Consider the following 23,752-nt stretch of genomic DNA (forward strand, 5'->3'; position numbering starts at 1 on the left):
CCCATGAAACTGCATCTGCCCCTCCTGAGCGTCGCGGCCGCCGTCGTACTAGCGCTGACGGTGTCCGGCTGCGGCGGTGCAGCCGAAGCCGGACAAGCCAACCAGGCCGGCAACGAGGTCAAGGAACTCCGTTACCAAGGCTCAGCCAACAACGTGACGTTCCCCGAACTTGCAGCCGATCTGGGTTACCTGGGCGACCTGAAGCTGAACTGGGTGGGCAACACCACCAGCGGCCCCCAGGACATCCAGTCCGCAGCAACCAACCAAACCGACTTCGGTGGCGCGTTCTCCGGGGCGGTGGTCAAGCTCATCGAAGCGGGAGCTCCCGTTAAGGCCGTCACCAACTATTACGGTTCGGACGACAAGACGTTCAGCGGGTACTACGTCAAGGCGGACAGCACCATCAAGGAACCGCGTGACCTGATCGGCAAGAAGATCGCGGTCAACACCCTCGGCGCACACCACGAAGCCGTCATCAACACCTGGCTGACCAAGAACGGACTCAGCCAGGACGAGATCAAGCAGGTCCAACTGGTACCGCTGGCACCCAACGACACGGAGGAAGCCATCCGTCGAGGTCAGGTGGATGCGGGAACGCTCGGCGGAGTGCTGCAGGACAGGGCCATCGAGGCCGGCGGACTGCGGTCGCTGTTCAGCGATGTGGAACTGTTCGGGACGTTCGCGGGAGGCCAGATTGTGCTCCGCAACGACTTCATCGAAAAGAACCCCAACACCACCCGCACCTTCACCACGGGCGTGGCCAAGGCGATCAAGTGGGCAGCGGAAACTCCTCGCGACGAAGTCATTGCCCGCTTCACCAAGATCATCGAAAGCCGCGGACGCAATGAGAGCACAGCCAACCTGAAGTTCTGGAAGAGCCCGGGCGTCCCGGACTCCGGCGTGATCCAGGACCAGGACTTCACCCGCTGGGAGGCTTGGCTGAGCTCAGCCGGCATCGTCAAGGACAAGCTCACTCCGTCCAAGTACTACACCAACGACTTCAACGAGCTCGCCGCGGCGAAGAAGGGATAGTCATGACAGCCAAAATCAGCCTCCGGAACGTCACCAAGGAGTTCACGGTCAGGGCCACCAAGGACACTGCGGCCACCCGGCTCACCGCCATCGATTCGCTGAGCCTGGACGTCCGCTCCGGTGAGTTCCTCACCCTGGTGGGACCCAGTGGATCGGGCAAGACCACGCTTCTGGACCTGCTCGCCGGGTTGTCCACTCCGACCTCCGGCGAAGTGCTGGTGGACGGCAAGCCCGTCACCGGGCCGGGCAAGGACCGCGCCGTGGTCTTCCAGCAGTACGCACTGTTCCCGTGGCGCACAGCCTCCGCTAACGTCTCGATCGGCCTCGAAGGAGTGGGGCCCGACGGCAAGAAGCTCAACCGCCGCGAACGTGCCGCCAAAGCCAGTGAATATTTGGCGTTGGTGGGATTGGCCGGTTTTGAGGACCGCTACCCGCATGAATTGTCCGGTGGCATGAAGCAGCGTGTGGCCATTGCCCGCAGCCTGGCCTACGAGCCGGATGTCCTGCTCATGGACGAACCCTTTGCCGCCTTGGACGCCCAGACCCGCGAACAGTTGCAGGACGAACTCCTGCGGATCTGGAAGGCCACGGGGAAAACGATCGTCTTCATCACGCACGGCATCGACGAGGCCGTGTACCTCGGCGAGCGCGTTGCCGTGTTGAGCGCCCGCCCGGGCCGGCTCAAGGAGATCGTGGACATCGCCATCCCCGACCGTGACGGCGACGAGGACATCCGCTCAAACCCTGCCTTCGTTGAGCACCGCCACCAGGTGTGGACGCTCCTGCACGATGAGGTCCGCCGCGCACAAGACGCAGGGCATCGCAAGATCCTCCCGGACGGCAGCGCACCGGACGAGCCCGCCACCACCATCACCGAAAGGAGCGCGGCCTGATGACCACCACGCTCACGCCAACACAAGCGGCACCCAAGGCGGCCGGACCGGTAGACCCGGGTGCCGCCGTCGAACCCTCCGTCACCGAAGAGTCAAAAACGCAACACACGACGCCGGCCCTCGCCACAGTGCGGCGGGTCACCTCGGTGGCGGGGTCGGCACTGTGGAAGTCCGCAGCCATCCTGGCGTTCCTGGCGCTGTGGGAGCTCGGGCCGACGTACTTGGCCAGCCCGTCCACCCGGGTGTTCCTGCCGCCGCTGCACGAAGTACTCCTGGCCTGGGGCAAGCTCTTCGAAGCAGGGACCATCCAAGGGCACATCGCTGCCAGCCTCACGCGCTCGGTTGCCGGGTTCGGTGCTGCGCTGGTGGCCGGTGTCTCGCTGGGGCTTCTCATCGCCTGGTACGGACGGCTGAACTCGGTCCTGAACCCGCTGCTGGAGCTGTTCCGCAATACGGCGGCCCTTGCCTTGCTGCCGGTGTTCACCTTGTTGCTGGGCATCGGCGAGGAATCCAAGATCAGCATTGTTGCCTACGCTGCGTTCTTCCCGGTCCTCCTGAACACCATTGCCGGCGTGAAGACCGTGGATCCGCTGCTCATCAGGGCTGCGCGGTCGCTGGGACTCAACAGCTTCCGGCTGTTCCAGAAGGTCATCCTTCCGTCCGCAGTACCCACGATCTTCACGGGCATCCGCATGGCCGGCACCGCCTCCATCCTGGTACTGATCGCCGCCGAAATGGTGGGCGCCAAGGCCGGCCTGGGCTACCTGATCGTGAACGCGCAGAGCAGCTTCCTCATCCCGGATATGTACGCAGGCATCCTCACGGTCTCCCTGCTGGGGCTCGGCGTGAACTTCCTCCTGGTTGCCCTTGAGCGGCACTTCTCCCGATGGCGGACCGCCGTTGGCGCCGCAGCCTCCTAGAACCATCCCCGCGGCATCCGCCGCAACCATCACAACAAGTAAGGAACAGGAATCATGACCGTCATTACCGAAACCAAACTCGAGTTCGCCAAACTGGGCTCCCGCATCGGTGCCGAAATCCGCGGGCTGGACATCAGCGGCGACCTCAGCCAAGACACGGTCGCACAGATCAGGGCGGCACTCAACGAACACAAGGCACTCGTGTTCCGCGAGGCCAACATTCTCAGCGACGAAGCGCAGGTGAAGTTCGCCTCGCACTTCGGCCCGCTCACCAAAGCACACCCCACGGTGGCGTCGGTGGAAGGCGAAGAGAACGTCCTGCCCGTGGACAGCGAGAACGGCTCGGCGAACAACTGGCACACGGATGTCACGTTCGTGGTGAACCCGCCACAGGCTTCCACGCTGCGCAGCATCGATCTTCCCGCGTACGGTGGCGAGACCCTGATTGCGTCCTCGGCGGGCGCGTACAAGGACCTCCCGGAGGAGCTCCGCACCTTCGCGGACAGCTTGTGGGCCATCCACACCAACGACTACGACTACTCGGTGCCCAAGAACCTGGAGCATTCCAACGCTGAGGAGCGCCGCAAGGAGTTCACGCGGCTGAAGTTTGAAACTGCCCACCCTGTGGTGCGGGTCCACCCCTTGACCGGCGAGCGCGGATTGTTCATTGGGGGCTTCGCGCAGCGGCTCAGGATCGTGGGTTTGTCCAACACGGAGTCCAAGGACATCATCCGGCTGCTGCAGGCGTACGTGACACGTCCGGAGAACGTGGTCCGGGTGAACTGGGAGCCCAACCAGGTGGTCTTGTTCGATAACCGCATCACCCAGCACTACGCACCGGACAACTACGACGGCCAGCCGCGCAAGCTCAACCGGGTGACCATTGCCGGCGACATCCCGGTCAGCATCGACGGCAAGCCGAGCCAGGCAATCCAGGGCGACTCGAGCACGTACTCCGTGGTTGCGCCCGTGGCAGTTTCGTAGGAGCGCGTATGTGTTGCTGTTGTCACCCAACTGACTGGCAGTAGTGGTTGTTATGAGTCCTCATTCCAACCACTACTGTCAGTCAGTTGGGTTAAAACAAGCGTCAGGGGATGTTGTTCCCCCGCGCCGCCACCCACAATCCGTACCACTCGGCACGGGACATGGTGGCAGCCACGGCGGCGGCATCGGCGCATGCCTGTATCCGTGCAGAGTTGGTGGTTCCAACGACCGGCGAAATCCGGGCGGGGTGCTTCATCAGCCAGCCCAACAGCACAGCCTCCGGCGTGGTGTCCTTCTCCCCCGCCAGCTGCTCCAGCATCGCCGCGGCCGCAGACTCAGCCGGTGACAGCTCGTCGGACTTCGCCCCGGTGTAGCGGCCCTGTGCCAAGGAACCGTAGGCCTGAAGTTCAATTCCCTTGGCCATGCAATGCTCCACGGTCCCGTGCGGGAAGCTGTACTCCAGGCCCTCCGCATGATTGACCAGCACAGTGCCTTCCAGCCAGTCCCTCCGAAGCAAACTCATTTCCAGCTGGTTCGCCACGATGGGCACCTCCAGGGCGTCCTGCAGGAAGGCGATCTGCGCGCCGGACATGTTGGACACGCCCAACTGCCGCACTTTGCCTTCCGTCATTAACTGCCCGACGGCGTCCGCCACCTCGTGCGGGTCCATCAAGGGATCGGGCCGGTGCAGGAGCAGCACGTCCACGTAGTCCGTCTGTAGCCGCTTCAGGCTCCCGTTGACCCGTTCAAGAATGGCTTCGCGGCTGAGGTCGTAGTGGGTGGCCAGCCCGCGCTCTCCCAGCCTGATGCCGCACTTGGTCTGCAGCTGGATCTTCTCGCGCAAACCGTGCGAACGGGCAAGGACCTCACCAAAGACGGCCTCGGACTTACCACTGCGGTAAATGTCCGCGTGGTCAAACAACTCGATCCCGATGCCCCGCGCGGCAGCAATCACCGCAGCGGCCTGATCGATCTCGGTTGCGCCGTAGGACGTGCCGTCCCAAGGACCGCCAAGTCCCATGCAGCCGTAAATGAGGCGTCCCCGCCCGTTCGCGATAGTCATACTTCAGTATTCCCCGACGTGGCTAGGAGTTGCGGACAACCCAAGCGGTGGTGTCGGAGGGCAACTTGCCGTCTTCCAGGGGGCCGCTGGCCACCACGACGTTCCCCTCCGGGAGTTCCACCGGGTTGCTGCCGAAGTTGGTCACGGTGTGCCAGCCACCGGGGCGGCTGAAATGCAGCACGTCCTTGTTACCCGTCTCCACCCACTCGAGCTCCTCATCTGTCTGGAGTTCGCTGCGCAGGCGCAGCGCGTCGCGGTAGAGCTCCAGGGTGGATCCCTTGATACCTTCCTGCTTGGCTACGGCATATTCCGCAAACCACTCAGGCTGCGGAAGGTGTGCCCCGCCGGTACCGAACCCGAAGGAAGGGCCGTCCGCTGTCCACGGCAAAGGCACGCGGCAACCGTCACGGCCGATCTCCACGCCCGGATTGCGGAAGAAGGACGGGTCCTGCCGATCCGCATCGGGAATTTCCGACACTTCGCGCAGGCCCAACTCCTCACCTTGGTAGAGGTAAGCGGAACCGGGAAGCGCCAGCAGCAAGAGCGTTGCGGCGCGGGCACGACGCAAGCCGAGTTCGACGTCGAGCTCATCAGCAGGTGCGCCGGCCAGCAGCCAGCCCTTGCCGTCTTGGCCCTTGGGCTTTCCGCCGGTGACATCCTGCGCCGCGTTGGTTCCCTGCGCTACGGAGCCGCCCTTGGGCAGGCCGTAGCGGGTTGCATGACGGACGACGTCGTGGTTGGAGAAGACCCAGGTGGAGGACGCTCCCGATTCCTTGGCCGCCACAAGGTTGTCCGTGATGATCTGCTTGAACGATGCGGCGTCGAAATCGGACTGCAGGAGGTCGAAGTTGAACGCCTGGCCGAGTCCTTCGGGGCTGGCGTAGCGGGCACGGCGGGACTCGTGGACCCAGGCTTCGGCCACAGCGGTCCGCGGGGGGTTGTACTCGTTGAAGAGCTTGCGCCACTCGGCGTAGACCTCGTGGACTTCGTCCCGGTCCCAGAACGGGTGGGAACCGTCGGTGAAGCCATCCGTGCCGTGTGCCTTGGCTTCCAGGTCCGCCTTCATGGGCAGCGGCTCGGTAAGATCCTTTGCCATGCCGTGGGCGACGTCGATACGGAAGCCATCCACGCCGCGGTCGGACCAGAAGCGAAGGGTCTTCAGGAAGTCCTCGCGAATCTCCGGGTTCTCCCAGTTGAAGTCCGGCTGCTCCTTGGCGAAGATGTGCAGGTACCACTGGCCGGGTGTGCCGTCAGGCTCGGTGATGCGGTCCCAGATGGGTCCGCCGAAGACGGAGTCCCAGTCGGAGGGCGGCAGTTCGCCGTTCTCTCCCCGGCCATCGCGGAAGATGTAGCGGTTGCGTGCCGCCGAACCCTTGGGCGACGCCAGCGCTTCCTTAAACCATTCGTGGCGGTCGGAGGAATGGTTGGGGACGATGTCCACCACGATCTTGATTCCCGCGGCGTGAAGGGCGGCGGCCATCTCGTCGAAGTCCTCCAATGTCCCCAGTTTCGGGTCCACGTTGCGGTAGTCGTCAACGTCGTAGCCGCCGTCAGCCAGCGCCGAGGGGTAGAACGGGCTCAGCCAGACGGCGTCGATTCCCAGTTCCTTCAAATACGGGACTTTCTCAGTGATGCCCTTGATGTCGCCAAGTCCGTCGCCGTTCGCGTCATGGAAGCTGCGCGGGTAGATCTGGTAGACAGCAGCCTGGCGCCACCAGTTCGGATCGGACATGCGGTGGGCGTCGGTACGGTGTGCCTTGGTGGCGGAAGTGCTCACGAAACTCCTTTGATTTAGAATCTAAATTTATGTTCCGGACCAGTATGAAACGCTGGACGCGGAAGGTCAACAACGTCAGCCCTTGACGGCGCCCTGCGTCACGCCCGCCATGACCCACCTCTGCGTAAACAGGTACGCGATGATGGCGGGTGCCATCGCCATCAGGTAAGACGCGAAGGACACGTGGTAGTTGTTGCTGAACTGGGTTTGGAACAGGTTCTGCCTGACGGGAAGCGTCTGCAATGCAGGATCGGAAATGATCAGCGAAGGCATCATGAAGTCATTCCACGCGTAGAGGAAGGCGAAGATCCCCACGGTTGCACTCATTGGCGCCAGGAGCGGGAAGATCAGCTTCCAGAAGGTCTGCCACGTGGTAGCGCCGTCGATCCTGGCACTCTCTTCCAGTTCCATGGGGATGGAGCGAAGGAAGGCCGTGAAGAGCAGCACGCTGAAGCTCAGTTGGAACATGGTGGCCAGGAGAATGACACCAAACGGGTTATCCAGGCCGAGGCGGCCTGTGAGCTGGATCTGTGGCAGGGCCACCACCGGGAAGGGAATGAACATAGCCCCCAGGAGGTAGAAGAACGAATACCGGAACAGTCGCCGTTCCCAATTGCGCACGATCGCATAGGAAGCGAAGGCGGCCAGGATGATGGTGGCCAGGACGGTCCCCGCGGTCACCAGCAAGGACATCGCTGCGCCCACAGGAAAGTTGGTCAGCGTCCAGGCCTGGACGAAACCGTCGAGGCTGAAGGGAGCCGGGAAGGAGAAGGCATTTCCATCCACAGCCTGGCCTTGGGTCTTGAATGCCATGGAGACGGTGACGTACAGGGGCAGGAGCACCGTCACCGCGCACAGCACGAGGATGGTGGTGGCCGACCAGTTGACGCGTTCCACCTTGGGTGTGGATCGCCGTCGGCCGGCTCCGGTGGTGACGGCCTGCCCGCGGGTAGAGTCGTCGATGGCGAGGGTTGCTTGGTTGGTCATCAGAGTGCATTCCGTCCGCGAGTCAGCGAAAGCTGTACGAGAGAGATAACGATGGCCACCACGAAGAAGATCGTCGCATTGGCCATCTGGTAGGCGTAGTCGCCGCCGTTGAAGCCGGCGATGACGGTCATCGCGATGCTCCTTGTTGAAGTCCCCGGACCACCGTTTGTCAGGCCGACGATGATGTCGTAGGCGTTGAGGAAGCCCTTGAAACCGAGAATGATGTTGATCACCACGTAGCCGGAGACCAGCGGCAGCGTGATCTTCAGCAGTTGCTGGAACTTGCTGGCGCCGTCGATTTCCGCAGCCTCATAGACGTCCCCCGGCACTGCAACAAGGCCCGCAATGTAGATGAGCAGCGCTCCGGGCACAGCCTGCCAGGCCGTGACGAGCACGACGGCAACCCACGCGAGGTCTGGATTAGCAAGGAGGCTGCTTTCCAGCCAGGGGATCCCGGCCGCGGCTCCGAGGGAGGGCAACGAGTTCGAAAACAGGAAGTTGAAGACGTACGCGATGATGATGCCGGAAACCACCATGGGAATGACAAAGACGGTTCGCAGCGCCGACTTCATCCGAATGCGTGAAGTCAGCCCGACGGCGAGGAGGAATGCCACAACGTTGACCGCAATCACCGTCACGATGGAGAAGCCGAAGGTGAACAGGTAACTCTGCAGGATGGCGGGATCACTGAAGATGGCGATGTAGTTGGTCAGGCCCACAAAGTCCCAGTCACCGATTCCAATGGAATTGGTGAAGCTGAAGAAGATCCCTATGATGCCCGGAATCGTGATGGCCAGGGTGAACAGGACAAGGCTGGGAACCAGGAAAAAGTAGAAGATCGGTTCCACCCGGCGCCTGGCTCGTTGCTTTTGGGGGGCCGCAGCGGACGTGGAGGAGGGTGTGGTGATGGTTGACATGGTTTTTGACTCCCTGGTTCTGCACTACTGGCGGAACGCCAGGCGCGCCCAATCTGCGTCGAGTGTGCGAAGGGTGGTTGCAGGGGCCGCGCCGAAGACGATCGCCTGCGTGTAGTTCATGATCGGAATCGTGCGCGGCACCAGCACCGAGGGGCCCTGGTAAACGTCTCCGGCGTCGTAGTACTTCACCATCCCTTGGATCCGGGGATCGGGCACGCCGGCGGCATCCTTGGTGGGCGTGAAGCCCAGTTGCGACTGGTTGTAGGCCTCAATTACCTCGGGCTGGTAAAGGTACTCGAGGAAGTCCCGGGCCGCTTCCTTGTGCTTGGAGGCCTCCGGGATCCAGGCCGCGAGGTCCACGTTGACTCGGACGCGCAAGTCTTCCGGGTCCTCGGTCATGGGCAACGGAAAGGTTCCAAGGTTGAGGTCCGGAGCTGTCTTGGCGATCTCACTGAAGGCCCACGGACCCTGCAGGTACATGGCAGCCTCCCCTTTCGAGAACGCAAGGTTGCCGTCGCCGTAGGCCCGGCTTGCAGCATCCTTATTGACGTAGCCCTTGGCAAGGGTCAGCATCTTCTCCACGGGCTGGTCGAAGTCCTTCTCGAAGGACACCGCCGAATCCTGCCCTACATTCACGCCTTCAGCGTCAAGCTTCTTGAAGAAATCGATGGTGTCCACCTGACCACCGACGGAGTAGTCGAACCACCCCTGGGCGATGGTCCAGTCATCCTTCCACGTCGCGTAGAACGGCGTCACTCCAGCAGCCTTCAGCTTTTCGCACGCTGCGATCAGTTCGCTCCAAGTAGTGGGCACCACCACGCCGTGCTTGGCGAAAATCTCCTTGTTGTAGATCACCGAGGACGCCATCACCGAGTAAGGCAGGGCACTGGTGCGCCCGGGATACGAACCGTACTGGTCCATAAGCGGCTGAAGGTCCTCGCGGATAGTGGATGCGGCGTTCGTGCCGGACAAGTCACTCAACGCTCCGCGCTGCACAAAGCGGGATGTCTCCATGTTGTAGTTGGCCAGTGCGATGTCCGGCGGATTGCCGCGGACGAAGCTCGCGGACACGACGTCCACGCCTGAAGTGTCCAGGACCACTTCGGTTTCGTCCTGCGAAGCGTTGTAGTCAGCGACGAGTTTGGTCATGAAGCCGATTGCTTCCCTCTTGCTGAACGTAAAACGGATTGTCTCTTTGCCCGACTCCCCGGTGCAGCCTGAGAGGAGGCCGGCCAGCAGTGCCAATCCCAAACCCATAGCTGCGAAGCGTTTCCCGCGTGTCATTTTCACGGACACCGTAGCCCTTTCGTCGCGCGGACCTCAGTGGCCGCATTTCCATCGTGCGGCGGTCAGAACACGCCATCCGAAGTTTAGATAGGAGATAAATTTACGACCTATCGCTAACTATGGTGAGTGATTCGCGCCACAGGGTCAAGCTTTGGAGCAAATGCGTCGTCATCTAAATTTATGGACTAAATTTAGAGAGACCGTCCTATCGTTCCGATGGACCACTGAACAATTGGGAGCACGAATGCTGATCGGGACTGCGCCGTCAACACAGCTTGTACGCAGGGTTAATGCGGGTGCAATGCTGAAGGCCATGCGCGGAGCAGGCGTGGTCACCGGCACGGAACTGATGGCGTCCACTGGACTCTCGAGGGCCACCGTCATTTCGATCTGCGATGAGCTCGTGCAGCTCGGATGGCTCCAGGAACTGGAAAACCAGCGAGGCACAGGAGACTACGTCAAGGGCAGGCCTGCGCGTCGCTTCATCTTCGATGACAGTGCCGCCAGCGTAATCGGAATCGACATCGGCGCGAACAAGATCACCGCGATTGTGGCCGACATGGCCGGAACCACTTTGACGCAGACCACCATGCCTTTCCGGACCTTCAACGTCCCTGCAGATGAGCGTGCCGACGTGCTGGACCGGATCGCGGCGGATGCCCTGGAAAAAGCCGGCGTCACGGCCGACTCCGTCCTGGCAGTTTCGGTTGGTGTTGCCGCACCCGTCAGCCGCGACGGCGAGGTGCTCACGGCCCAGGAGTTCTGGAAATCCTTCGATGTCCGCAGGATTGTGTCCGAGCGGCACGGTTGGCAGGTACTCCTCGAGAACGACGCCAACCTGGCAGCCCTTGCGGAGAGGTGGCAGGGTACAGCTCAGGGCGTCGACAACCTGGTGGTGATGCTCGCCGGGGATCGCCTGGGATCGGGCATCCTCGAGTCCGGCCGTTTGCTCCATGGACAAGTGGGCGGCTTTGGCGAACTGGGTTACCTGGACAACGTGGACGGAGTTGGCGACACCTACGGCATCGCCCATTACGCCTCGCTGTGGGGGCGGGAAGCTCTGGCCAACGACGCCACCAGTTCCCTGGGGACACTCTGCGGCGGAGACCCCGCAGCCCTGACGGCGGAGATGGTTTTCAAGGCGGCAGCAGACGATGACCGTGCCGCCCGCATCGCCCTTGATCGCGTGGCACACCGCATGGCCCGAGTCATCGGCTCGATCAGCACGCTGGTCAACCCTGAGCTGGTGGTCATTGCCGGTGGTGTCGCAGCGTCCGTCCACGCCTTGCTCCCGGACATCGAGAAGCAGTTGGCAGACTTCACCTTCACTCCCCCGCGGCTGGCAACTTCCGTCCTGGGCGATGGCATTGTGTCCCTCGGAGCGATCCGCCATGCTCTGGACTACGTCGAAGAGCATGCCTTGGACCTCTACCCGGCCTCACTACGAAAGCACGAGGCCGCCGGCTAGTCCGGCATGGACATGGTGCGGAGGTCCAGCTGACGGAGGACGCGATCCGCCACTTCCGGATCAGTGCCGGGTTCGTTGCGGGCCGCCACCACCTCTTGGCGGGCAGCGTCGAGGGCGATGGTCTGGACGGCGATGGACAGCTCCCGTCCCCGCTTTCGCTTCTCAGAGGCCGACTCGTTCTGCAGCGTGCCATCCAACAGCTCCGCATGCAGGCGGCGCATTTTCTCCTTGACCAGCGCTACTTTCTCAGGCGGAAGTTCCTTCATGAGGTCATGATCCTTGAGCGCAGCCACCGCCGCGGACTGGGCACGCTTGGCCAGGAGCTTGGCGGCATCCTGCTCGTGCGAACCATCCTCCGTGGCCTTCAGGACGCGCATGAGCCACGGCAACGTGAGGCCGGGGAGGACCAGCGTCGCCAGAAGAACGGCGCAGGCGATCACCAGGATCTCGTGCCGCGCCGGGAAGTCGCTGCCATCCGGCAAGGTCATGGGAAGGGCCAAGGCAAGGGCCAACGTCGCCAGCCCGCGCATGCCGCACCACGTCAGGATCAACACTTCCTTTGGGGACGTGGGCAGGAGGTTCCCCCGCCTGCGCGCCGACAAGGACAGCAGCGCCAACCACAGGAATCGGACCACGAATACCAGGATGCAGATCACCACGGCCATGCCGATCATCCCAAAAATGGCCGTTCCCTCGTCGCGGATGACGTGGCGGATCTCCAGGCCCACCAGTCCAAAGGCCAAGCCCGTGGCGAGCAACTCCACCACGTCCCAGAAGGCCGTCCGCGTGATGCGTTCAGCGGCGTCCTGCGGCCGCGTATGGCGCTGCAGCTCCAAGGCGGTAACGACGACGGCCACCACACCTGAGGCGTGCAGCTCTTCCGCGAGGATGTAGGCCGCGAACGGCACCACCAAGGTGACCGCGCTGCGGGCCACCATGGAGGCAACCAGTGTGGTGATGAATCTGGTCAGCCAACCCATCACAATGCCGATCACCACGGCCAGGGCTGCACCGATCACGAACTGGGGAATGACTTCCGGGCCCACTTCCTTGCCGGACATCGTGGCGGCCACAGCGGCCTGGAAGATCACGATGGCCGCGGCATCGTTGAAGAGACCTTCGCTCTGGAGGACTGTGATGAGGCGTCGGGGCATGTGGACACGGCCAGCTACGGATTCGACGGCCACAGGGTCCGGCGGGGCCACCATGGCGCCCAAGGCGATAGCGGCGGGAATTCCGATGCCCGGGATCATGAGCCAGGCAGCTCCGGCCACAACGGCCGTGGAGACCACCACCAACGCCACGGCCAGGAGCAGCAATGTCCGCCATCGCACCCTGAAGACCGCCCACGAGCTCTTCTGCGCGGTTGCGAACAGCAGGGGCGGAAGGAAGATCGGCAGGATCAGCTCAGGGGAGATCTCAAATTCGGGGAAACCCGGAATGAAGGTCAGCGCAACAGCCAAGAGCAGCATCAGCACCGGATATGGAAGCCGGAGCCGGTCCCCCAAACCCACTGCCACCACTGTTGCAAGCAGCAACCCGACAATGAGCGCCAACTGATCCATGTTCCTGCTTCCCCAGATGTTGTAGAGCTCTCCCCCGGGCAAAGCCGAAAAAGTTCCCTACCAACATATCCCGGGATCCCGGCACTGCCGGCCCTGGCTACTCGGCCGTGAGGGCGTCCACCACGTCCTCGGCTCCATCTTTGAAGGCGATGGTGCGGTGGACGGTCTCCGGCAGCTCCAGGACTGCCGCCGTCACGAGCGCCACGTTGGCCCGCGAAGTCTGCGTACCGTTGCCCGGGTTGGCAGGATCGGTCTCAATCAAGCCGGTAGCCGGTTCATCGGTCAGGGTTCCGGGGCCCAGAATGGTCCAGTCGAGGTCGGTACCCCGCAGGTATTCGTCAGCAGCAGCCTTGGCCTCTGCGTAGGCGAAGAACGGGTTGTCCTCCGGGACCCCATGGTCCGTGGAAGCACCAAGGTAGGACACCATGACATACCGCGTGACCTGGGCTTCGGCTGCCGCATCCATGGAGCGGATGGCTGCGTCCCGGTCCACGGCGTACGTCCTGGCGGGGTTCCCTCCGCCGGCACCGGCTGACCAGACCACGGCGTCGTGGCCCTTGAGCGCTTGGGCGAGTTCCGCCGTCGTCGAGTTCTCTACATCCAGCACCTCAGCAGAGGCGCCCGTGTCCGTGACATCTGCCACATGATCGGGATTTCGGATGAAGGAGGTGACGTCGTGACCTTCGCCACTCAGGATGCGGGACAGATGCAGGGCCACTTTGCCGTGGCCGCCAATGATTGCGATTCGGCTCATTGACCCATTCTGTCCCAAGAAACGGAAAAACCCCGCAGACAGAATCTGCGGGGTTTTGCTCTGTAGCGGTGGGGAGGCTCGATCTCCCGACCTCACGATTATGAGTCGTGCGCTCTAACCAACTGAGCTACACCGCCACGAATGAGAAAAACCTGTGTCAAGCCGGTCAAAACCGCCTTGACACAGGCCCTCATCCAGAGCCCCCCACCGGAATCGATCCGGTGACCTCGTTCTTACCAAGAACGCGCTCTACCACTGAGCTAGGGGGGCAACGAGTAAATACTCTACCGGACGTTTTCAGAAGCTACAAATCGGCGAAAGAACGCGGAAAAACGGCGTCGACACAATTTGCAAAGACGCCCACTTCCTGATCTGCAAACGGAGAAAATCAGGGCAGCCGAAGCACCTGTCCGGGATAGATCAGGTCCGGGTTAGGGACCGTATCTGCGTTGCTCGCGATCAGTGCACCGAGGTCCACGCCGAACTGTGCGGCGATCCCACCCATAGTGTCCCCTGGCTCCACCACAACCTCCGTGACCCGTGGAGCCGCCGCTGCGGTCCCGCCGCCCTCTGCAGGGGCCCCAGGGGTGGCCTCGTGGGCTTCCTGAGCCGCCTGCGCCTCCTGCGCGCCGTCAACGTCAGCCTCCACCTGCCGGGCTGCCTGCACCCCGGCAACGTCCGCAGCTTCCTGCTGGGCCGCCGCCTGTGCGGCCGCCGCCTCAGCGGCGCTGCGGTCCAACGTTGCAACCTCGACGGCGGCTGCGTCCTCAGCCGCTTGGCTTGCGGCAGTGTCCACTGGGCCGGTTTCGGGAGCAGCAGGGACGCTGTGATCCTTATCGCCGAAACCGAGGTTCTTCTTCAAGTTGTCCAGCAATCCCATGGAGCATCCTCCTGCGTTCCGCTTCCCAGCCACTTGGCCGGCACCTTGATGGTACGGCGGGGCGCAGCCGCACGTAACCCCGTTAAACGCCTCAGGGGGCCGGCCCGAAAGCCGACCCCCTGATGGGAACTACCTAGTGTTGACCACTTGGCATGTGTTTACCACTTGGCGTGTGTTTACCACTTGGCGTGTGTTTACCACTTGCCCTTGCGGTTGAAGTCGCGGTTGCTGCCTTCGCCGCCGGTGCGGGGCTTGCGGGCACCGTCGCCGTGGCCACCGAAGCGTGAGCCGCTGGCCTGGCCGCGATCGCGGTCGCCGTAGCTGCCTGCCGTGCGCTCGGAGCGGTCGCTGTACGAGCGGCCGCCACGGTCAGCGGAAGAACGCTCGCCGTCGGACTTGCGGAAGTCCTTCTTGAAACCGCCGCTGCCCTTGAAGTTGCCGCCACCGCGGTTCTCGCGGTCGCCATAGCCACCGCGTCCACCGCCCTGGTAGCCGCCACGCTCGCTGTTCGGCTTGCGTCCGTTGTCCAGCTCAAGGTGGATCAGCTCGCCACCGATGCGGGTGCGTGACAGTGCGCGCAGCTGCTCGGGGCTCAGGTCTGCCGGAAGCTCCACCAAGGAGTGGTCCGAGCGAATGTCGATGCCACCGATTTGTGCGGAGGAAATGCCACCTTCGTTGGCAATGGCGCCAACGATGGAACCCGGCATGACGCGCTGACGGCGTCCGACGGCGATCCGGTAGGTAGCGTTGCCCTCGGTGAGCGCACGGGTCGGGCCACGGGAACCGAAGCCGTCTTTGGAGCGCTCACGCTTCTGGTACTCAGGAGCGGCAGGCAGTTCCTTGACCAACAAGGGCTGACCACCCTGGGCCATGACGGCCAAGGCTGCAGCGATCTCGGAAGCCGGAACGTTGTGCTCTTCCTCGTAGGAGGAGATGAGGTCGCGGAATGCTGCGACATCCTCGGACGCGAGGGTCTCGGTGATGCGCTCGGCGAACTTGCCCAGGCGCAACGTGTTGACCGTCTCGGCAGTCGGGAGGTGCATCTGCTCCACCGGCTGGCGCGTTGCCTTTTCGATGGAACGCAGCAAGTACTTCTCACGCGGCGTCATGAAGAGGATGGCGTCACCCGAACGGCCTGCACGGCCGGTACGGCCAATGCGGTGCACGTAGGACTCGGTGTCGTGGGGAATGTCGTAGTTGATGACGTGGCTGATGCGCTCAACGTCAAGGCCACGGGCTGCGACGTCGGTAGCAACCAGGATGTCGATGCGGCCTTCCTTCAGGGCGTCGACGGTGCGTTCGCGCTGCTGCTGCGGGATGTCGCCGTTGATGGCGGCAGCCTGGAAGCCGCGTGACTTCAGCTTGTCGGCAAGGTCCTCGGTGGCCATCTTGGTGCGCACGAAGGCGATAACGCCGTCGAACTCTTCAACCTCGAGGATGCGGGTCAGGGCGTCCAGCTTGTGCGGGCCCATGACCTGAAGGTAACGCTGCTTGGTGTTGGCACCGGTGGTGGTCTTGGACTTCACCGAGATTTCAGCAGGGTTGTTCAGGTACTGCTTGGACATGCGCCGGATCTGGCCCGGCATGGTGGCAGAGAACAGTGCAACCTGGCGGGTCTCCGGGGTCTGCTGGAAGATCTGCTCCACGTCATCGGCGAAGCCCATGCGCAGCATCTCGTCAGCTTCGTCCAGTACCAGGTACTGGAGTTCGGACAGGTCCAGGGAACCCTTGGCGATGTGGTCGATCACGCGGCCGGGGGTACCGACAACAACCTGTGCACCGCGGCGCAGGCCGGCGAGCTGCGGGCCGTAGGCCGAGCCACCATAGACCGGGAGGACGGTGAAGTCGTCGATGTGCTTGGCGTATGAGGTGAAGGCCTCGGCAACCTGGAGGGCCAGTTCACGCGTCGGAGCCAGGACCAAGGCCTGGGTCTTGCGGGACGGGCCGTTGAGGTCGTGGAGCTCAGCCAGGCGGGACAGGGCCGGAACAGCGAATGCTGCGGTCTTGCCGGTACCGGTCTGGGCCAGGCCAACGACGTCGCGGCCTTCGAGCAGCAGGGGGATGGTGGCAGCCTGGATGGGAGACGGCTTTTCGTAGCCGACGTCCTGCAGGGCGGCCAGAACGCGGCCGTCGATGCCAAGATCGACGAAGCGGACGCCTTCTTCTTCCTCTTCTTCCGCCTTGGGGGCAGGAGCTTCGGTGAAGGTGGGGGCTGCAGTCTCAGCTGCAACAGTCTCGACGGGGGCAGCGGCAGCGGCCGGTGCTTCAGCTTCGGCGGGTGCGGTGGCCTCGGCTGCAACAGCGGAGTCAGCGGTCTGGGCGTCGAAGGTTTCGTTGAGATTTTCGGTCATAGGGGGAAATTCCTCATCCATAGGGCAGTCGGCGCGGCCCGGTTGGGCTTGGCCGCAGTACTCGTCGCGAAGAGACAGGGAAATAGGTGCCCTGCTTTCGCAAGAAGTCCGGCGCTATCGCAATCCCATGGCAGGACTTCCCGCTGCATCTCTTGGCTGCTATCCCAGCAGTCTGTACAGCGTTTTCTTTAGCCGGCTCTCCCTATGAAAATGCCCGCACACATTTGCGGGCCCCAACACTTACCAGTCCTGCCTCAAGAATTGGGCAGGATAAAGGGATTTCCGGAGTGGGGGATATTTCAAGTGTAAGGTACGGACCGCAGTCACCGCGACTTCAGGGACCAAGATGGCCGGGTGAGCTTGTTCACACTTGTCTCTGAGGGGGTACTGAGGGGTTTCCGGGACTCCTAGAGCCCGTTTCGCCGGAGGAGCTTTTCAAACTTCGAGTGGTACTCATCCTGCAGGCGGATCTCTCCGTCAGCCTCGGCGTCCAGCAGAACCTGGGCCAGTTCCGGGGTGGGCTCGCTGAACCACTGGCCCACGGTGATTCCGTGCTTGGGCACGAACGTGCGGTGGATATGGTCACCCGCGGAGATGGTGCCCGTCTTGATCACCCTGAGGTAGGTGCCAACACGGCCAGCCTGCGTGAAACGCTTTACCCACTGCGGCTCCCCCAGCACCCGCTGGAACGTTGCACAAGGAACACGCGGGGACGTGACCTCCAGCTCCACGTCCAGGCCGATCTTCCACCGCTCCCCGATGACCGCATGCGTGGTTTCAATGCCGGCCACGCGCAGGTTCTCTCCGAAGAGACCCGCCGGAACCTCGCGCTGCAGCTCGCCGGACCAGTAGTCAGCGTCCGCCTGCGAGTACGCGTACACGGCCTGGTCTTCCCCACCGTGATCAATCCGGCTGGCCTGCACATCGCCATGGATTCCGAGCTTGTGAACCTTGACCGGGCCCTCGACGGGACGCTTGTCAATGGCAGTGACGCCGACGCTGCCAGGATCAGGCAACAACTGGTGGACACGGCAGACGGCAAGGAGGGATGCGGTGTTCATGGCTACAGTCTACGGATCACCACAGCCCGGGCTAAGGATCGAACCGGTAGCCCATCCCCGCTTCCGTATGCAGATGCCGGGGCTCGGCCGGATCCCGCTCCAGCTTTCGCCGCAGCTGGGCTATGTACACGCGCAGGTACTGGGTTTCCTTGGCATAGGCCTGTCCCCAAACCTGGGTCAGGATCTGCTGCTGGCTGACCAGCTTGCCCTTGTTGCGGACCAACAACTCCAGGATGTTCCATTCCGTAGGCGTCAGCCGGACTTCCGAGCCGTCCTTCACGATCTTCTTCCCGGCCAGGTCCACCATGAAGTCCGCAGTCGCCAGCGTGGGTTCTTCGGTCTCGGTGACAACGCGACGCGAGGCAACCCGCAGCCGCGCAAGCAGCTCATCCAAACCGAAAGGCTTGGTCACGTAGTCGTCCGCACCGGCGTCGAGCGCTTCCACCTTGTCCTCCGACGCGTGCCGGGCCGACAAAACGATGATGGGCATGCTGCTCCAGCCGCGGATGCGGCGGATGATCTCCACTCCGTCCATGTCCGGCAGCCCCAGGTCCAGGACCACGATGTTGACGGGTTGCTTCGCGGCCGCGTTCAGGGCGTCGGCACCGTTTCCCACCGTCAGGGCCTGGTATCCATGGGCCTGAAGGGTGACCTGCATGGCTCGGGCAATACGGGCTTCGTCCTCGACAATGAGTACCAGCGTCATTCCGGGTCACCTGTCCACAGCGGCAAGGTGACCACCATGGTCAAGCCGCCGCCCGGCGTCGGCTCCGCTGCGAGCCTGCCTCCCATGGCTTCGCTGAATCCCTTTGCAACGGCCAGGCCCAAGCCAATCCCGCCGCCAGTGCTGCCTCCACCTGCGGGCGACGGAGAATCCCCGAAGCGCTGGAAGGGCTGGAACATGGTGAGGACTTCTTCGTGTCCCATTCCCCGGCCGTGGTCCACGATCCGCAGTTCGCTGGCGGGCCGGTCGCCCAAGGTGATGCCGGCTCCGGCCCGGGCGGTCAGGACAACATCCGAGTCGGGCGCGTACTTCACGGCGTTCTCCACGATGTTGGCCACCACGCGTTCCAGCATGCCGGCGTCGGCTTGAACCGGCGGAAGGTTGGGCGGCAGTTCGTTCCGCAGCCGGTCCACGGGAACACCACGCAAAGCTTGGGGCAGCACATCGGCCCACACAATTCCTGCCAGCAACGGATTGACGGCGTCGGCCGTGATGCGGGACATGTCCAGGAGGTTGTCCACCAGATGATCCAAACGGTCCGCATAGTCCTCGATGGTCTCCAGCAATTCCCGCTCGACGTCGGGTGGAAAGTTCACGTCCTCCTGGCGCAGGCTGCTGACGGCGAGCTTGATGCCGGCCAACGGCGTGCGCAGGTCATGCGAGACAGCGCGCAGGATGGATGTCCGCATCTTGTTGCCCTCGGCCAGCCGTACATTGTCGCGCCTGCTCTTCACCAGTTGCTGCCGCTCCCGCACGGCCACCACAAAGGCACCAAACGCAGCCAGCAGGCGCTGGTGTTGCGCGGTCAGCGGACCGCCGCGAAGCAACAGCGTGTAGTGGGGGTCGACGACGGCGGCATGGTCTGCGGCTGCATGGGTCACCGGCGGATTGGGGCCAGCGCTGGCAAGGGCGCGCCATTCCGGTTGTGTTCCGGGGGCTGCCGCAGCGGGGTTCGTGGTGCCCAGCAACGTCACCGCTTCCATGCCCAGATTGCTTCGGACCTTTTCAAGGAACGATTCCAGGCTTCCGTCGGAGCTCAGGATTCGCAGCGCCAGCTCGCTGAGGGCCGTTGCCTCGGCCCCGGATCGTGCCGCTTCCTGGGCCCGGCGGCTGGCAAGGCCCACTGCGAGCGCAACTCCGCAAGCCACGGCAAGGAACACCACCAGGGTGAACAACGTGGTGGGGTCTGCGATGGACAGGGAACCAATCGGGTCCGCAGAAAAGTAGTTCAGGAGGAAGCTGCCCAGGACGGCGGCGACCACAGCAGGCCACAGGCCACCGATGGCGGCAACGGCTACCGCAACGGCCAACTGCAGGAGCATGATCATGGCGAAGTTGCGGAAATTGAGGACGGTGACCAAAACTTCGACGACGGGTGGCAGCGCGAGTGCCAAAACCAGGCCGGTGATCACACGGCCTTGGCCGATGCCCCGAACCGGCGGAAGCCGCAGCAACACGCCGTCGTCGCCGTTGCTGTGTGTCTCAGGGGCCGCCATGGCTACATCCTTGCATGTTCCCAGGGTGGGCAGTTCTCCCCATTTGGCCTGCCACCCGTGCCTGTACCCCGCACAGCGACTAGGCTTGCTCTGAGCATTCTGGTCCGGCGTGGCGCCGGACACATCTACGGTCTATCCAGGGGGATACACATGGGCCCGAAAGACAGCCCTGACGCGTCCGGCACCAACGGCAGCGGCAGGGACAACAACGGCGACTTTGGTGCGGCCAACAATCCGCCCAAGCCCCCACCTTGGCAGGTGCCCAAGCCGGAACTCCACCCTGAGCTGTTCACGCCTGTAGAAGGCAGCCCGGAGGGAAATCAACAAGACAGGAAGCAGGGCAAGAAGCGCCCGGCTGCCTCCCGCCAGGACACCCCCGCCACGCCATCTCCCGGCCAGCCCCTGCCCGTGGTGGACCCCTTTGCCAAGGAGCGCGAACGCGACGCTGCTGCGGCCGCAAAGAAGAAGAAGCGTTCGCAGCGCCGCACGGTGGTGGTGGGTTTGGGCGTCACTGCCCTGCTGGCTGGAACCATTACCGCCATCGTGGCCAGCAACGAGCAGGAGGCTGACTACGCCCAGGTTTGTTTCAACGAGGAAACCGGCGAACGCGTCGACGACAACCAGTGCGACAACAGCAGCTCGGCCGGCCGCAGTTCAGCCGTCTACGCCTGGTACTTCTACTCCAGGGGGGCCAGCGTGCCTGCCGTGGGGCAGAACCGCAGCTCCTACCCCAGCTACACCAAGAATGTGCCTGCGGGGGCCAAGTCGTCCACGGGATACAGCACCAAGGGCGGCACGGTCAGCCGGGGCGGCTTTGGCAGCAGTTCCAAAAGCGGCGGAAGCTCGGGAGGCTAGGCGTGCGTCGACTGCACTCCGCGCCCAGGCCGGACTGGAAGCAAAAGATCGAAGAACAGGGCCTGGTTTTCTCCACCACCACCATGCCCGACGGCCGCAAGATCGAATACTGGAACGAATCGGCGTATTACGAATTCACCATGGACGAGGTGGAAACCCTCGAAAAGACCGCCGAGGACATGCACCTCATGTGCTTGGAGGCAGCAAAGTACCTGGCCACGGGCGCCATGGGCGATATCGGGATCGGCCAGCAGGCGCTGGAACTCGCCGGCGAGTCGCTCCTGGCCGCGGACATGGATATCTACGGCCGCTTCGACTTCATCTATGACGGCAAGGGTGGTCCGGCCAAGATGCTGGAGTACAACGCCGATACTCCCACCGGGCTGATCGAAGCTTCCGTGGCGCAGTGGTTCTGGCTGCAGGACGTCTTTCCGGAGAAGGACCAGTGGAACGGCATCCACGAAGCCTTGATCCGGCAGTGGAAGAAACTGCAGTTCCGGACCGGCATGAGCACCTTGCATGTGGCGCACTCCGAGGCAGAGGAATCCGGCGAGGACTGGATGACGGCCGCATACATGCGGGATGTCGCCAGCCAAGGCGGATGGACCACCATAGGCATCAATATGTCTGACATTGGCTGGGACCCGAACCTGAACCGCTTCGTGGACCTGGACAACTTCATGATCAGCACCATGTTCAAGCTGTACCCATGGGAGCTCATGATGAAGGAGCCATTCGGGCAACGACTCCTGCAGCGGGCACACAACCCCCGCTGGGTGGAGCCGGCCTGGAAGATGCTGCTGTCCAACAAAGCCCTCCTGGCTGCGCTGTGGCACCTCTACCCGGACCACCCGAACCTACTGCCTGCCTACCTCGGCGACCCAGGGCCGCTCAAGGAATGGGTGGCCAAACCGCTGCACGGACGCGAGGGCGACAACATCCGCATCCATGCCCCCGGCATCGAAATCCAGCAGCCCGGTGGTTATGGCCGTGAAGGCTGGTGCTTCCAGCAGTACCACTCCCTCCCCGATTTTGACGGCAACCATCCCGTCCTGGGTCTGTGGGTGGTAGATGGCGAGTCCGTTGGCTGCGGCATCCGCGAATCGGACGGCCCCATCACGGACTACTTCTGCCGTTTCGTCCCCAACACCATCGACTCCCCGGCGCCCGTGGCGCCCCCTGCTACTTCCTATGGAGCCGCACTATGAGTACTGAAACCTCGACGCCGGGTGGCGGCTCAGCGGGCGGCGACCGTACCGCCGTCGTACCTTCCAAGGGCCTCCACGCCGGAATCCTGGACCTGGGAGACTCCGTCATGCTGGGCCTTGCGTCCACCGCCCCTGTCTATTCGCTGGCGGCCACGCTGGGACTCATTGTTGCCGTGAACGGCAACTACACTCCCCTGATCCTGATCCTTGGCTTCATCCCCGTGCTCTTCATCGCCTACGCTTTCCGGGAGCTGAACAGCGCCATGCCGGACTGCGGCACCACGTTCTTCTGGGCGCGCAGGGCATTCGGTCCGTGGGCGGGCTGGCTTGGCGGCTGGGGGGTTGCCCTTGCCGGCATCGTGGTGCTGGCCAACCTGGCGCAAATTGCCGGCAAGTACCTCTGGCTGCTGGTGGGCGATGGTTCCCTGGCGGAGAACAAGTGGCTGGTGACCGCCACGGGCGTGCTGTTCATCGCGTTCATGACGTACGTGAACAACCGCGGCATCAGACTCGGGGAGCACGTCCAGCGCACCCTGACGTATATCCAATACATTTCGCTGGGTATTTTCGCGGTGGCCATCATTGTCCGGATCGCCGGAGGAGCACCCGAGGGCCAGGCCTTCGATTTCGAGTGGTTCAATCCCGCGGGTGCCTTTGCCGACCCCGGTGCCGTGGTTCACGGTGTCTTGCTGGCGCTCTTTATCTACTGGGGCTGGGACACGTGCCTGGCGCTCAACGAGGAAACCGAGAATCCCACCAAGACGCCGGGCCGTGGCGCAGTCATCTCCGCATCAGTGCTTGTGGCGATCTACGTGTCAGTGGCACTGCTGGTCATGATGTACGCCACGATCGGGACCGATGGCATCGGCCTGGGCAATGAAGCCAACCAGGACGACGTTTTCCTGGCCATGAAGGACGTTGTTTTGGGTCCGTGGGGCTGGTTGATCATTGTGGCGGTGCTGGCATCCGTGCTGTCCTCCACGCAGACCACCATCCTGCCGACCGCGCGCGGAACGCTGTCCATGGGTGTCAACGGCGCCCTGCCCGCCCGCTTCGGCAAGGTGCACGAACGCTTCCAGACGCCGGGCTTCTCCACGCAGGTCATGGGAGCCGTGGCCGTGGTGTACTACGTAGCGATGAGTTTCCTCAGCGAAAACCTGTTGTCCGACTCCATCAGCGCCATCAGCCTGTTCATCGCGTTCTACTACGCCCTCACCGGGTTCTCCTGCGTCTGGTTCTTCCGCTCCACGCTCCGGGACTCCGCCCGCAACCTGTGGTTCCGGGGCATCCTGCCGTTCCTGGGCGCGGTGTCCTTGACCGCTGCATTCTTCATCTCGGCGGTCCAAATGTGGGACCCGGCCTATGGGGATACGCAGATCTTCGGAATCGGCGGTGCGTTCGTCAGCGGTGTCCTGCTGTTGGCCTTGGGTGTGGTGCTGGCGATCGTCTGCCGCTTCGCACCGTCCACACGCGGGTACTTCACCGGCGAACGGAAAGAGGCCGGGATAGTCCGCGGCGAGTAACTCAGGC

20 protein-coding genes and 2 tRNA genes are annotated in these 23,752 nt (G+C 63.2%); 8 read left to right on the forward strand and 14 right to left on the reverse strand.

Annotation, left to right across the window (positions count from 1 at the left end):
- Positions 1 to 3 precede the first annotated feature (3 nt).
- The 4 genes from FQP90_RS05250 to FQP90_RS05265 are packed head-to-tail and all read left to right on the forward strand — an operon-like array spanning position 4 to position 3,829.
- Positions 4 to 1,032, forward strand: a complete 1,029-nt coding sequence (locus FQP90_RS05250; RefSeq protein ID WP_110503821.1) for an ABC transporter substrate-binding protein — start codon at positions 4 to 6, stop codon at positions 1,030 to 1,032.
- Positions 1,033 to 1,034: 2 nt separating this feature from the next.
- Positions 1,035 to 1,925 (forward strand): ABC transporter ATP-binding protein, encoded by an 891-nt coding sequence (locus FQP90_RS05255; protein WP_144648637.1) that lies wholly within the window; start codon positions 1,035 to 1,037, stop codon positions 1,923 to 1,925.
- Positions 1,925 to 2,845: an ABC transporter permease gene (locus FQP90_RS05260; RefSeq protein ID WP_144648638.1), complete on the forward strand. Its 921-nt coding sequence runs from the start codon at positions 1,925 to 1,927 to the stop codon at positions 2,843 to 2,845. Before FQP90_RS05255 ends, FQP90_RS05260 begins: the two co-directional genes overlap by 1 nt.
- A 54-nt stretch (positions 2,846 to 2,899) precedes the next feature.
- The gene (locus tag FQP90_RS05265) at positions 2,900 to 3,829 is read left to right on the forward strand and encodes a TauD/TfdA dioxygenase family protein (RefSeq protein ID WP_144648639.1); all 930 of its coding nucleotides are present in this window, start codon (positions 2,900 to 2,902) and stop codon (positions 3,827 to 3,829) included.
- A gap of 103 nt (positions 3,830 to 3,932) precedes the next feature.
- Here the strand turns inward: FQP90_RS05265 and FQP90_RS05270 are convergent, their stop codons facing one another.
- The 5 genes from FQP90_RS05270 to FQP90_RS05290 form a co-directional block, all read right to left on the reverse strand.
- On the reverse strand, positions 3,933 to 4,892 hold the full coding sequence (locus FQP90_RS05270; protein WP_144648640.1) for an aldo/keto reductase: 960 nt from the start codon (positions 4,890 to 4,892) through the stop codon (positions 3,933 to 3,935).
- A gap of 22 nt (positions 4,893 to 4,914) precedes the next feature.
- Positions 4,915 to 6,669: a glycoside hydrolase family 13 protein gene (locus tag FQP90_RS05275; RefSeq protein WP_144648641.1), complete on the reverse strand. Its 1,755-nt coding sequence runs from the start codon at positions 6,667 to 6,669 to the stop codon at positions 4,915 to 4,917.
- Positions 6,670 to 6,744: 75 nt separating this feature from the next.
- Positions 6,745 to 7,656 carry a carbohydrate ABC transporter permease gene (locus FQP90_RS05280; RefSeq protein WP_144648642.1) on the reverse strand — a complete coding sequence of 304 codons (912 nt, stop codon included), beginning with the start codon at positions 7,654 to 7,656 and terminating at the stop codon, positions 6,745 to 6,747.
- Entirely contained in the window at positions 7,656 to 8,573 is a 918-nt protein-coding gene (locus FQP90_RS05285) for a carbohydrate ABC transporter permease (RefSeq protein ID WP_144648643.1), read from the reverse strand. Before FQP90_RS05285 ends, FQP90_RS05280 begins: the two co-directional genes overlap by 1 nt.
- Positions 8,574 to 8,597: 24 nt before the next feature.
- Positions 8,598 to 9,857, reverse strand: a complete 1,260-nt coding sequence (locus tag FQP90_RS05290) for an ABC transporter substrate-binding protein (protein ID WP_439898633.1) — start codon at positions 9,855 to 9,857, stop codon at positions 8,598 to 8,600.
- Between the two features lie 247 nt (positions 9,858 to 10,104).
- Between FQP90_RS05290 and FQP90_RS05295 the strand changes: the two genes are divergently transcribed.
- Positions 10,105 to 11,328 (forward strand): ROK family protein, encoded by a 1,224-nt coding sequence (locus FQP90_RS05295; RefSeq protein WP_144648645.1) that lies wholly within the window; start codon positions 10,105 to 10,107, stop codon positions 11,326 to 11,328.
- On the opposite strand, the gene FQP90_RS05300 is transcribed toward FQP90_RS05295, so the two are convergent.
- The 9 genes from FQP90_RS05300 to FQP90_RS05340 all read right to left on the reverse strand — a co-directional run bounded on the left by FQP90_RS05300 (position 11,325) and on the right by FQP90_RS05340 (position 20,159).
- A complete protein-coding gene (locus tag FQP90_RS05300; protein ID WP_144648646.1) occupies positions 11,325 to 12,893 on the reverse strand; it encodes a Na+/H+ antiporter in 1,569 nt (522 codons plus the stop codon). The genes FQP90_RS05295 and FQP90_RS05300 overlap by 4 nt on opposite strands.
- Positions 12,894 to 12,990: 97 nt before the next feature.
- Positions 12,991 to 13,647: an NAD(P)-dependent oxidoreductase gene (locus tag FQP90_RS05305; RefSeq protein ID WP_144648647.1), complete on the reverse strand. Its 657-nt coding sequence runs from the start codon at positions 13,645 to 13,647 to the stop codon at positions 12,991 to 12,993.
- A 63-nt stretch (positions 13,648 to 13,710) separates the two neighbouring features.
- A tRNA-Met gene (locus tag FQP90_RS05310) sits at positions 13,711 to 13,784 on the reverse strand.
- A 61-nt stretch (positions 13,785 to 13,845) separates the two neighbouring features.
- Positions 13,846 to 13,917: transfer RNA gene (locus tag FQP90_RS05315), tRNA-Thr, on the reverse strand.
- Positions 13,918 to 14,035: 118 nt separating this feature from the next.
- Positions 14,036 to 14,527, reverse strand: coding sequence for a LysM peptidoglycan-binding domain-containing protein (locus FQP90_RS05320; protein WP_144648648.1), 492 nt, complete (start codon positions 14,525 to 14,527; stop codon positions 14,036 to 14,038).
- 194 nt (positions 14,528 to 14,721) lie between these two features.
- Positions 14,722 to 16,878 (reverse strand): DEAD/DEAH box helicase, encoded by a 2,157-nt coding sequence (locus FQP90_RS05325; RefSeq protein ID WP_144648649.1) that lies wholly within the window; start codon positions 16,876 to 16,878, stop codon positions 14,722 to 14,724.
- Positions 16,879 to 17,285: 407 nt separating this feature from the next.
- Positions 17,286 to 17,939, reverse strand: coding sequence for an MOSC domain-containing protein (locus FQP90_RS05330; protein ID WP_144648650.1), 654 nt, complete (start codon positions 17,937 to 17,939; stop codon positions 17,286 to 17,288).
- A gap of 31 nt (positions 17,940 to 17,970) precedes the next feature.
- Positions 17,971 to 18,645 (reverse strand): response regulator, encoded by a 675-nt coding sequence (locus tag FQP90_RS05335; protein WP_144648651.1) that lies wholly within the window; start codon positions 18,643 to 18,645, stop codon positions 17,971 to 17,973.
- Positions 18,642 to 20,159 carry a sensor histidine kinase gene (locus FQP90_RS05340; protein WP_144648652.1) on the reverse strand — a complete coding sequence of 506 codons (1,518 nt, stop codon included), beginning with the start codon at positions 20,157 to 20,159 and terminating at the stop codon, positions 18,642 to 18,644. Before FQP90_RS05340 ends, FQP90_RS05335 begins: the two co-directional genes overlap by 4 nt.
- A gap of 150 nt (positions 20,160 to 20,309) precedes the next feature.
- On the opposite strand from FQP90_RS05340, the gene FQP90_RS05345 reads away from it, so the two are divergent.
- From FQP90_RS05345 to FQP90_RS05355, 3 genes are read left to right on the forward strand one after another with little or no spacing between them, the layout of a single operon-like run.
- Complete coding sequence (locus FQP90_RS05345) at positions 20,310 to 21,014, forward strand: Tat pathway signal protein (RefSeq protein ID WP_144648653.1); 705 nt, start codon at positions 20,310 to 20,312, stop codon at positions 21,012 to 21,014.
- Between the two features lie 2 nt (positions 21,015 to 21,016).
- The gene (locus tag FQP90_RS05350) at positions 21,017 to 22,222 is read left to right on the forward strand and encodes a glutathionylspermidine synthase family protein (protein WP_144648654.1); all 1,206 of its coding nucleotides are present in this window, start codon (positions 21,017 to 21,019) and stop codon (positions 22,220 to 22,222) included.
- On the forward strand, positions 22,219 to 23,745 hold the full coding sequence (locus FQP90_RS05355) for an APC family permease (protein WP_144648655.1): 1,527 nt from the start codon (positions 22,219 to 22,221) through the stop codon (positions 23,743 to 23,745). The genes FQP90_RS05350 and FQP90_RS05355 overlap by 4 nt, the downstream gene beginning before the upstream one ends.
- The last annotated feature ends 7 nt before the right edge of the window (positions 23,746 to 23,752 follow it).

It is taken from the genome of Paenarthrobacter nitroguajacolicus (genome assembly GCF_007786235.1).
Taxonomy (GTDB): domain Bacteria; phylum Actinomycetota; class Actinomycetes; order Actinomycetales; family Micrococcaceae; genus Arthrobacter; species Arthrobacter nitroguajacolicus_A.

Bases quoted from the DNA above. Each gene is read 5' to 3' on its own strand.
- FQP90_RS05250 (WP_110503821.1), top strand. From the start codon at position 4: ATGAAACTGCATCTGCCCCTCCTGAGCGTCGCGGCCGCCGTCGTACTA.
- FQP90_RS05255 (WP_144648637.1), top strand. From the start codon at position 1,035: ATGACAGCCAAAATCAGCCTCCGGAACGTCACCAAGGAGTTCACGGTC.
- FQP90_RS05260 (WP_144648638.1), top strand. From the start codon at position 1,925: ATGACCACCACGCTCACGCCAACACAAGCGGCACCCAAGGCGGCCGGA.
- FQP90_RS05265 (WP_144648639.1), top strand. From the start codon at position 2,900: ATGACCGTCATTACCGAAACCAAACTCGAGTTCGCCAAACTGGGCTCC.
- FQP90_RS05270 (WP_144648640.1), bottom strand. From the start codon at position 4,892: ATGACTATCGCGAACGGGCGGGGACGCCTCATTTACGGCTGCATGGGA.
- FQP90_RS05280 (WP_144648642.1), bottom strand. From the start codon at position 7,656: ATGACCAACCAAGCAACCCTCGCCATCGACGACTCTACCCGCGGGCAG.
- FQP90_RS05285 (WP_144648643.1), bottom strand. From the start codon at position 8,573: ATGTCAACCATCACCACACCCTCCTCCACGTCCGCTGCGGCCCCCCAA.
- FQP90_RS05290 (WP_439898633.1), bottom strand. From the start codon at position 9,857: ATGACACGCGGGAAACGCTTCGCAGCTATGGGTTTGGGATTGGCACTG.
- FQP90_RS05295 (WP_144648645.1), top strand. From the start codon at position 10,105: ATGCTGATCGGGACTGCGCCGTCAACACAGCTTGTACGCAGGGTTAAT.
- FQP90_RS05300 (WP_144648646.1), bottom strand. From the start codon at position 12,893: ATGGATCAGTTGGCGCTCATTGTCGGGTTGCTGCTTGCAACAGTGGTG.
- FQP90_RS05305 (WP_144648647.1), bottom strand. From the start codon at position 13,647: ATGAGCCGAATCGCAATCATTGGCGGCCACGGCAAAGTGGCCCTGCAT.
- FQP90_RS05320 (WP_144648648.1), bottom strand. From the start codon at position 14,527: ATGGGATTGCTGGACAACTTGAAGAAGAACCTCGGTTTCGGCGATAAG.
- FQP90_RS05325 (WP_144648649.1), bottom strand. From the start codon at position 16,878: ATGACCGAAAATCTCAACGAAACCTTCGACGCCCAGACCGCTGACTCC.
- FQP90_RS05330 (WP_144648650.1), bottom strand. From the start codon at position 17,939: ATGAACACCGCATCCCTCCTTGCCGTCTGCCGTGTCCACCAGTTGTTG.
- FQP90_RS05335 (WP_144648651.1), bottom strand. From the start codon at position 18,645: ATGACGCTGGTACTCATTGTCGAGGACGAAGCCCGTATTGCCCGAGCC.
- FQP90_RS05340 (WP_144648652.1), bottom strand. From the start codon at position 20,159: ATGGCGGCCCCTGAGACACACAGCAACGGCGACGACGGCGTGTTGCTG.
- FQP90_RS05345 (WP_144648653.1), top strand. From the start codon at position 20,310: ATGGGCCCGAAAGACAGCCCTGACGCGTCCGGCACCAACGGCAGCGGC.
- FQP90_RS05355 (WP_144648655.1), top strand. From the start codon at position 22,219: ATGAGTACTGAAACCTCGACGCCGGGTGGCGGCTCAGCGGGCGGCGAC.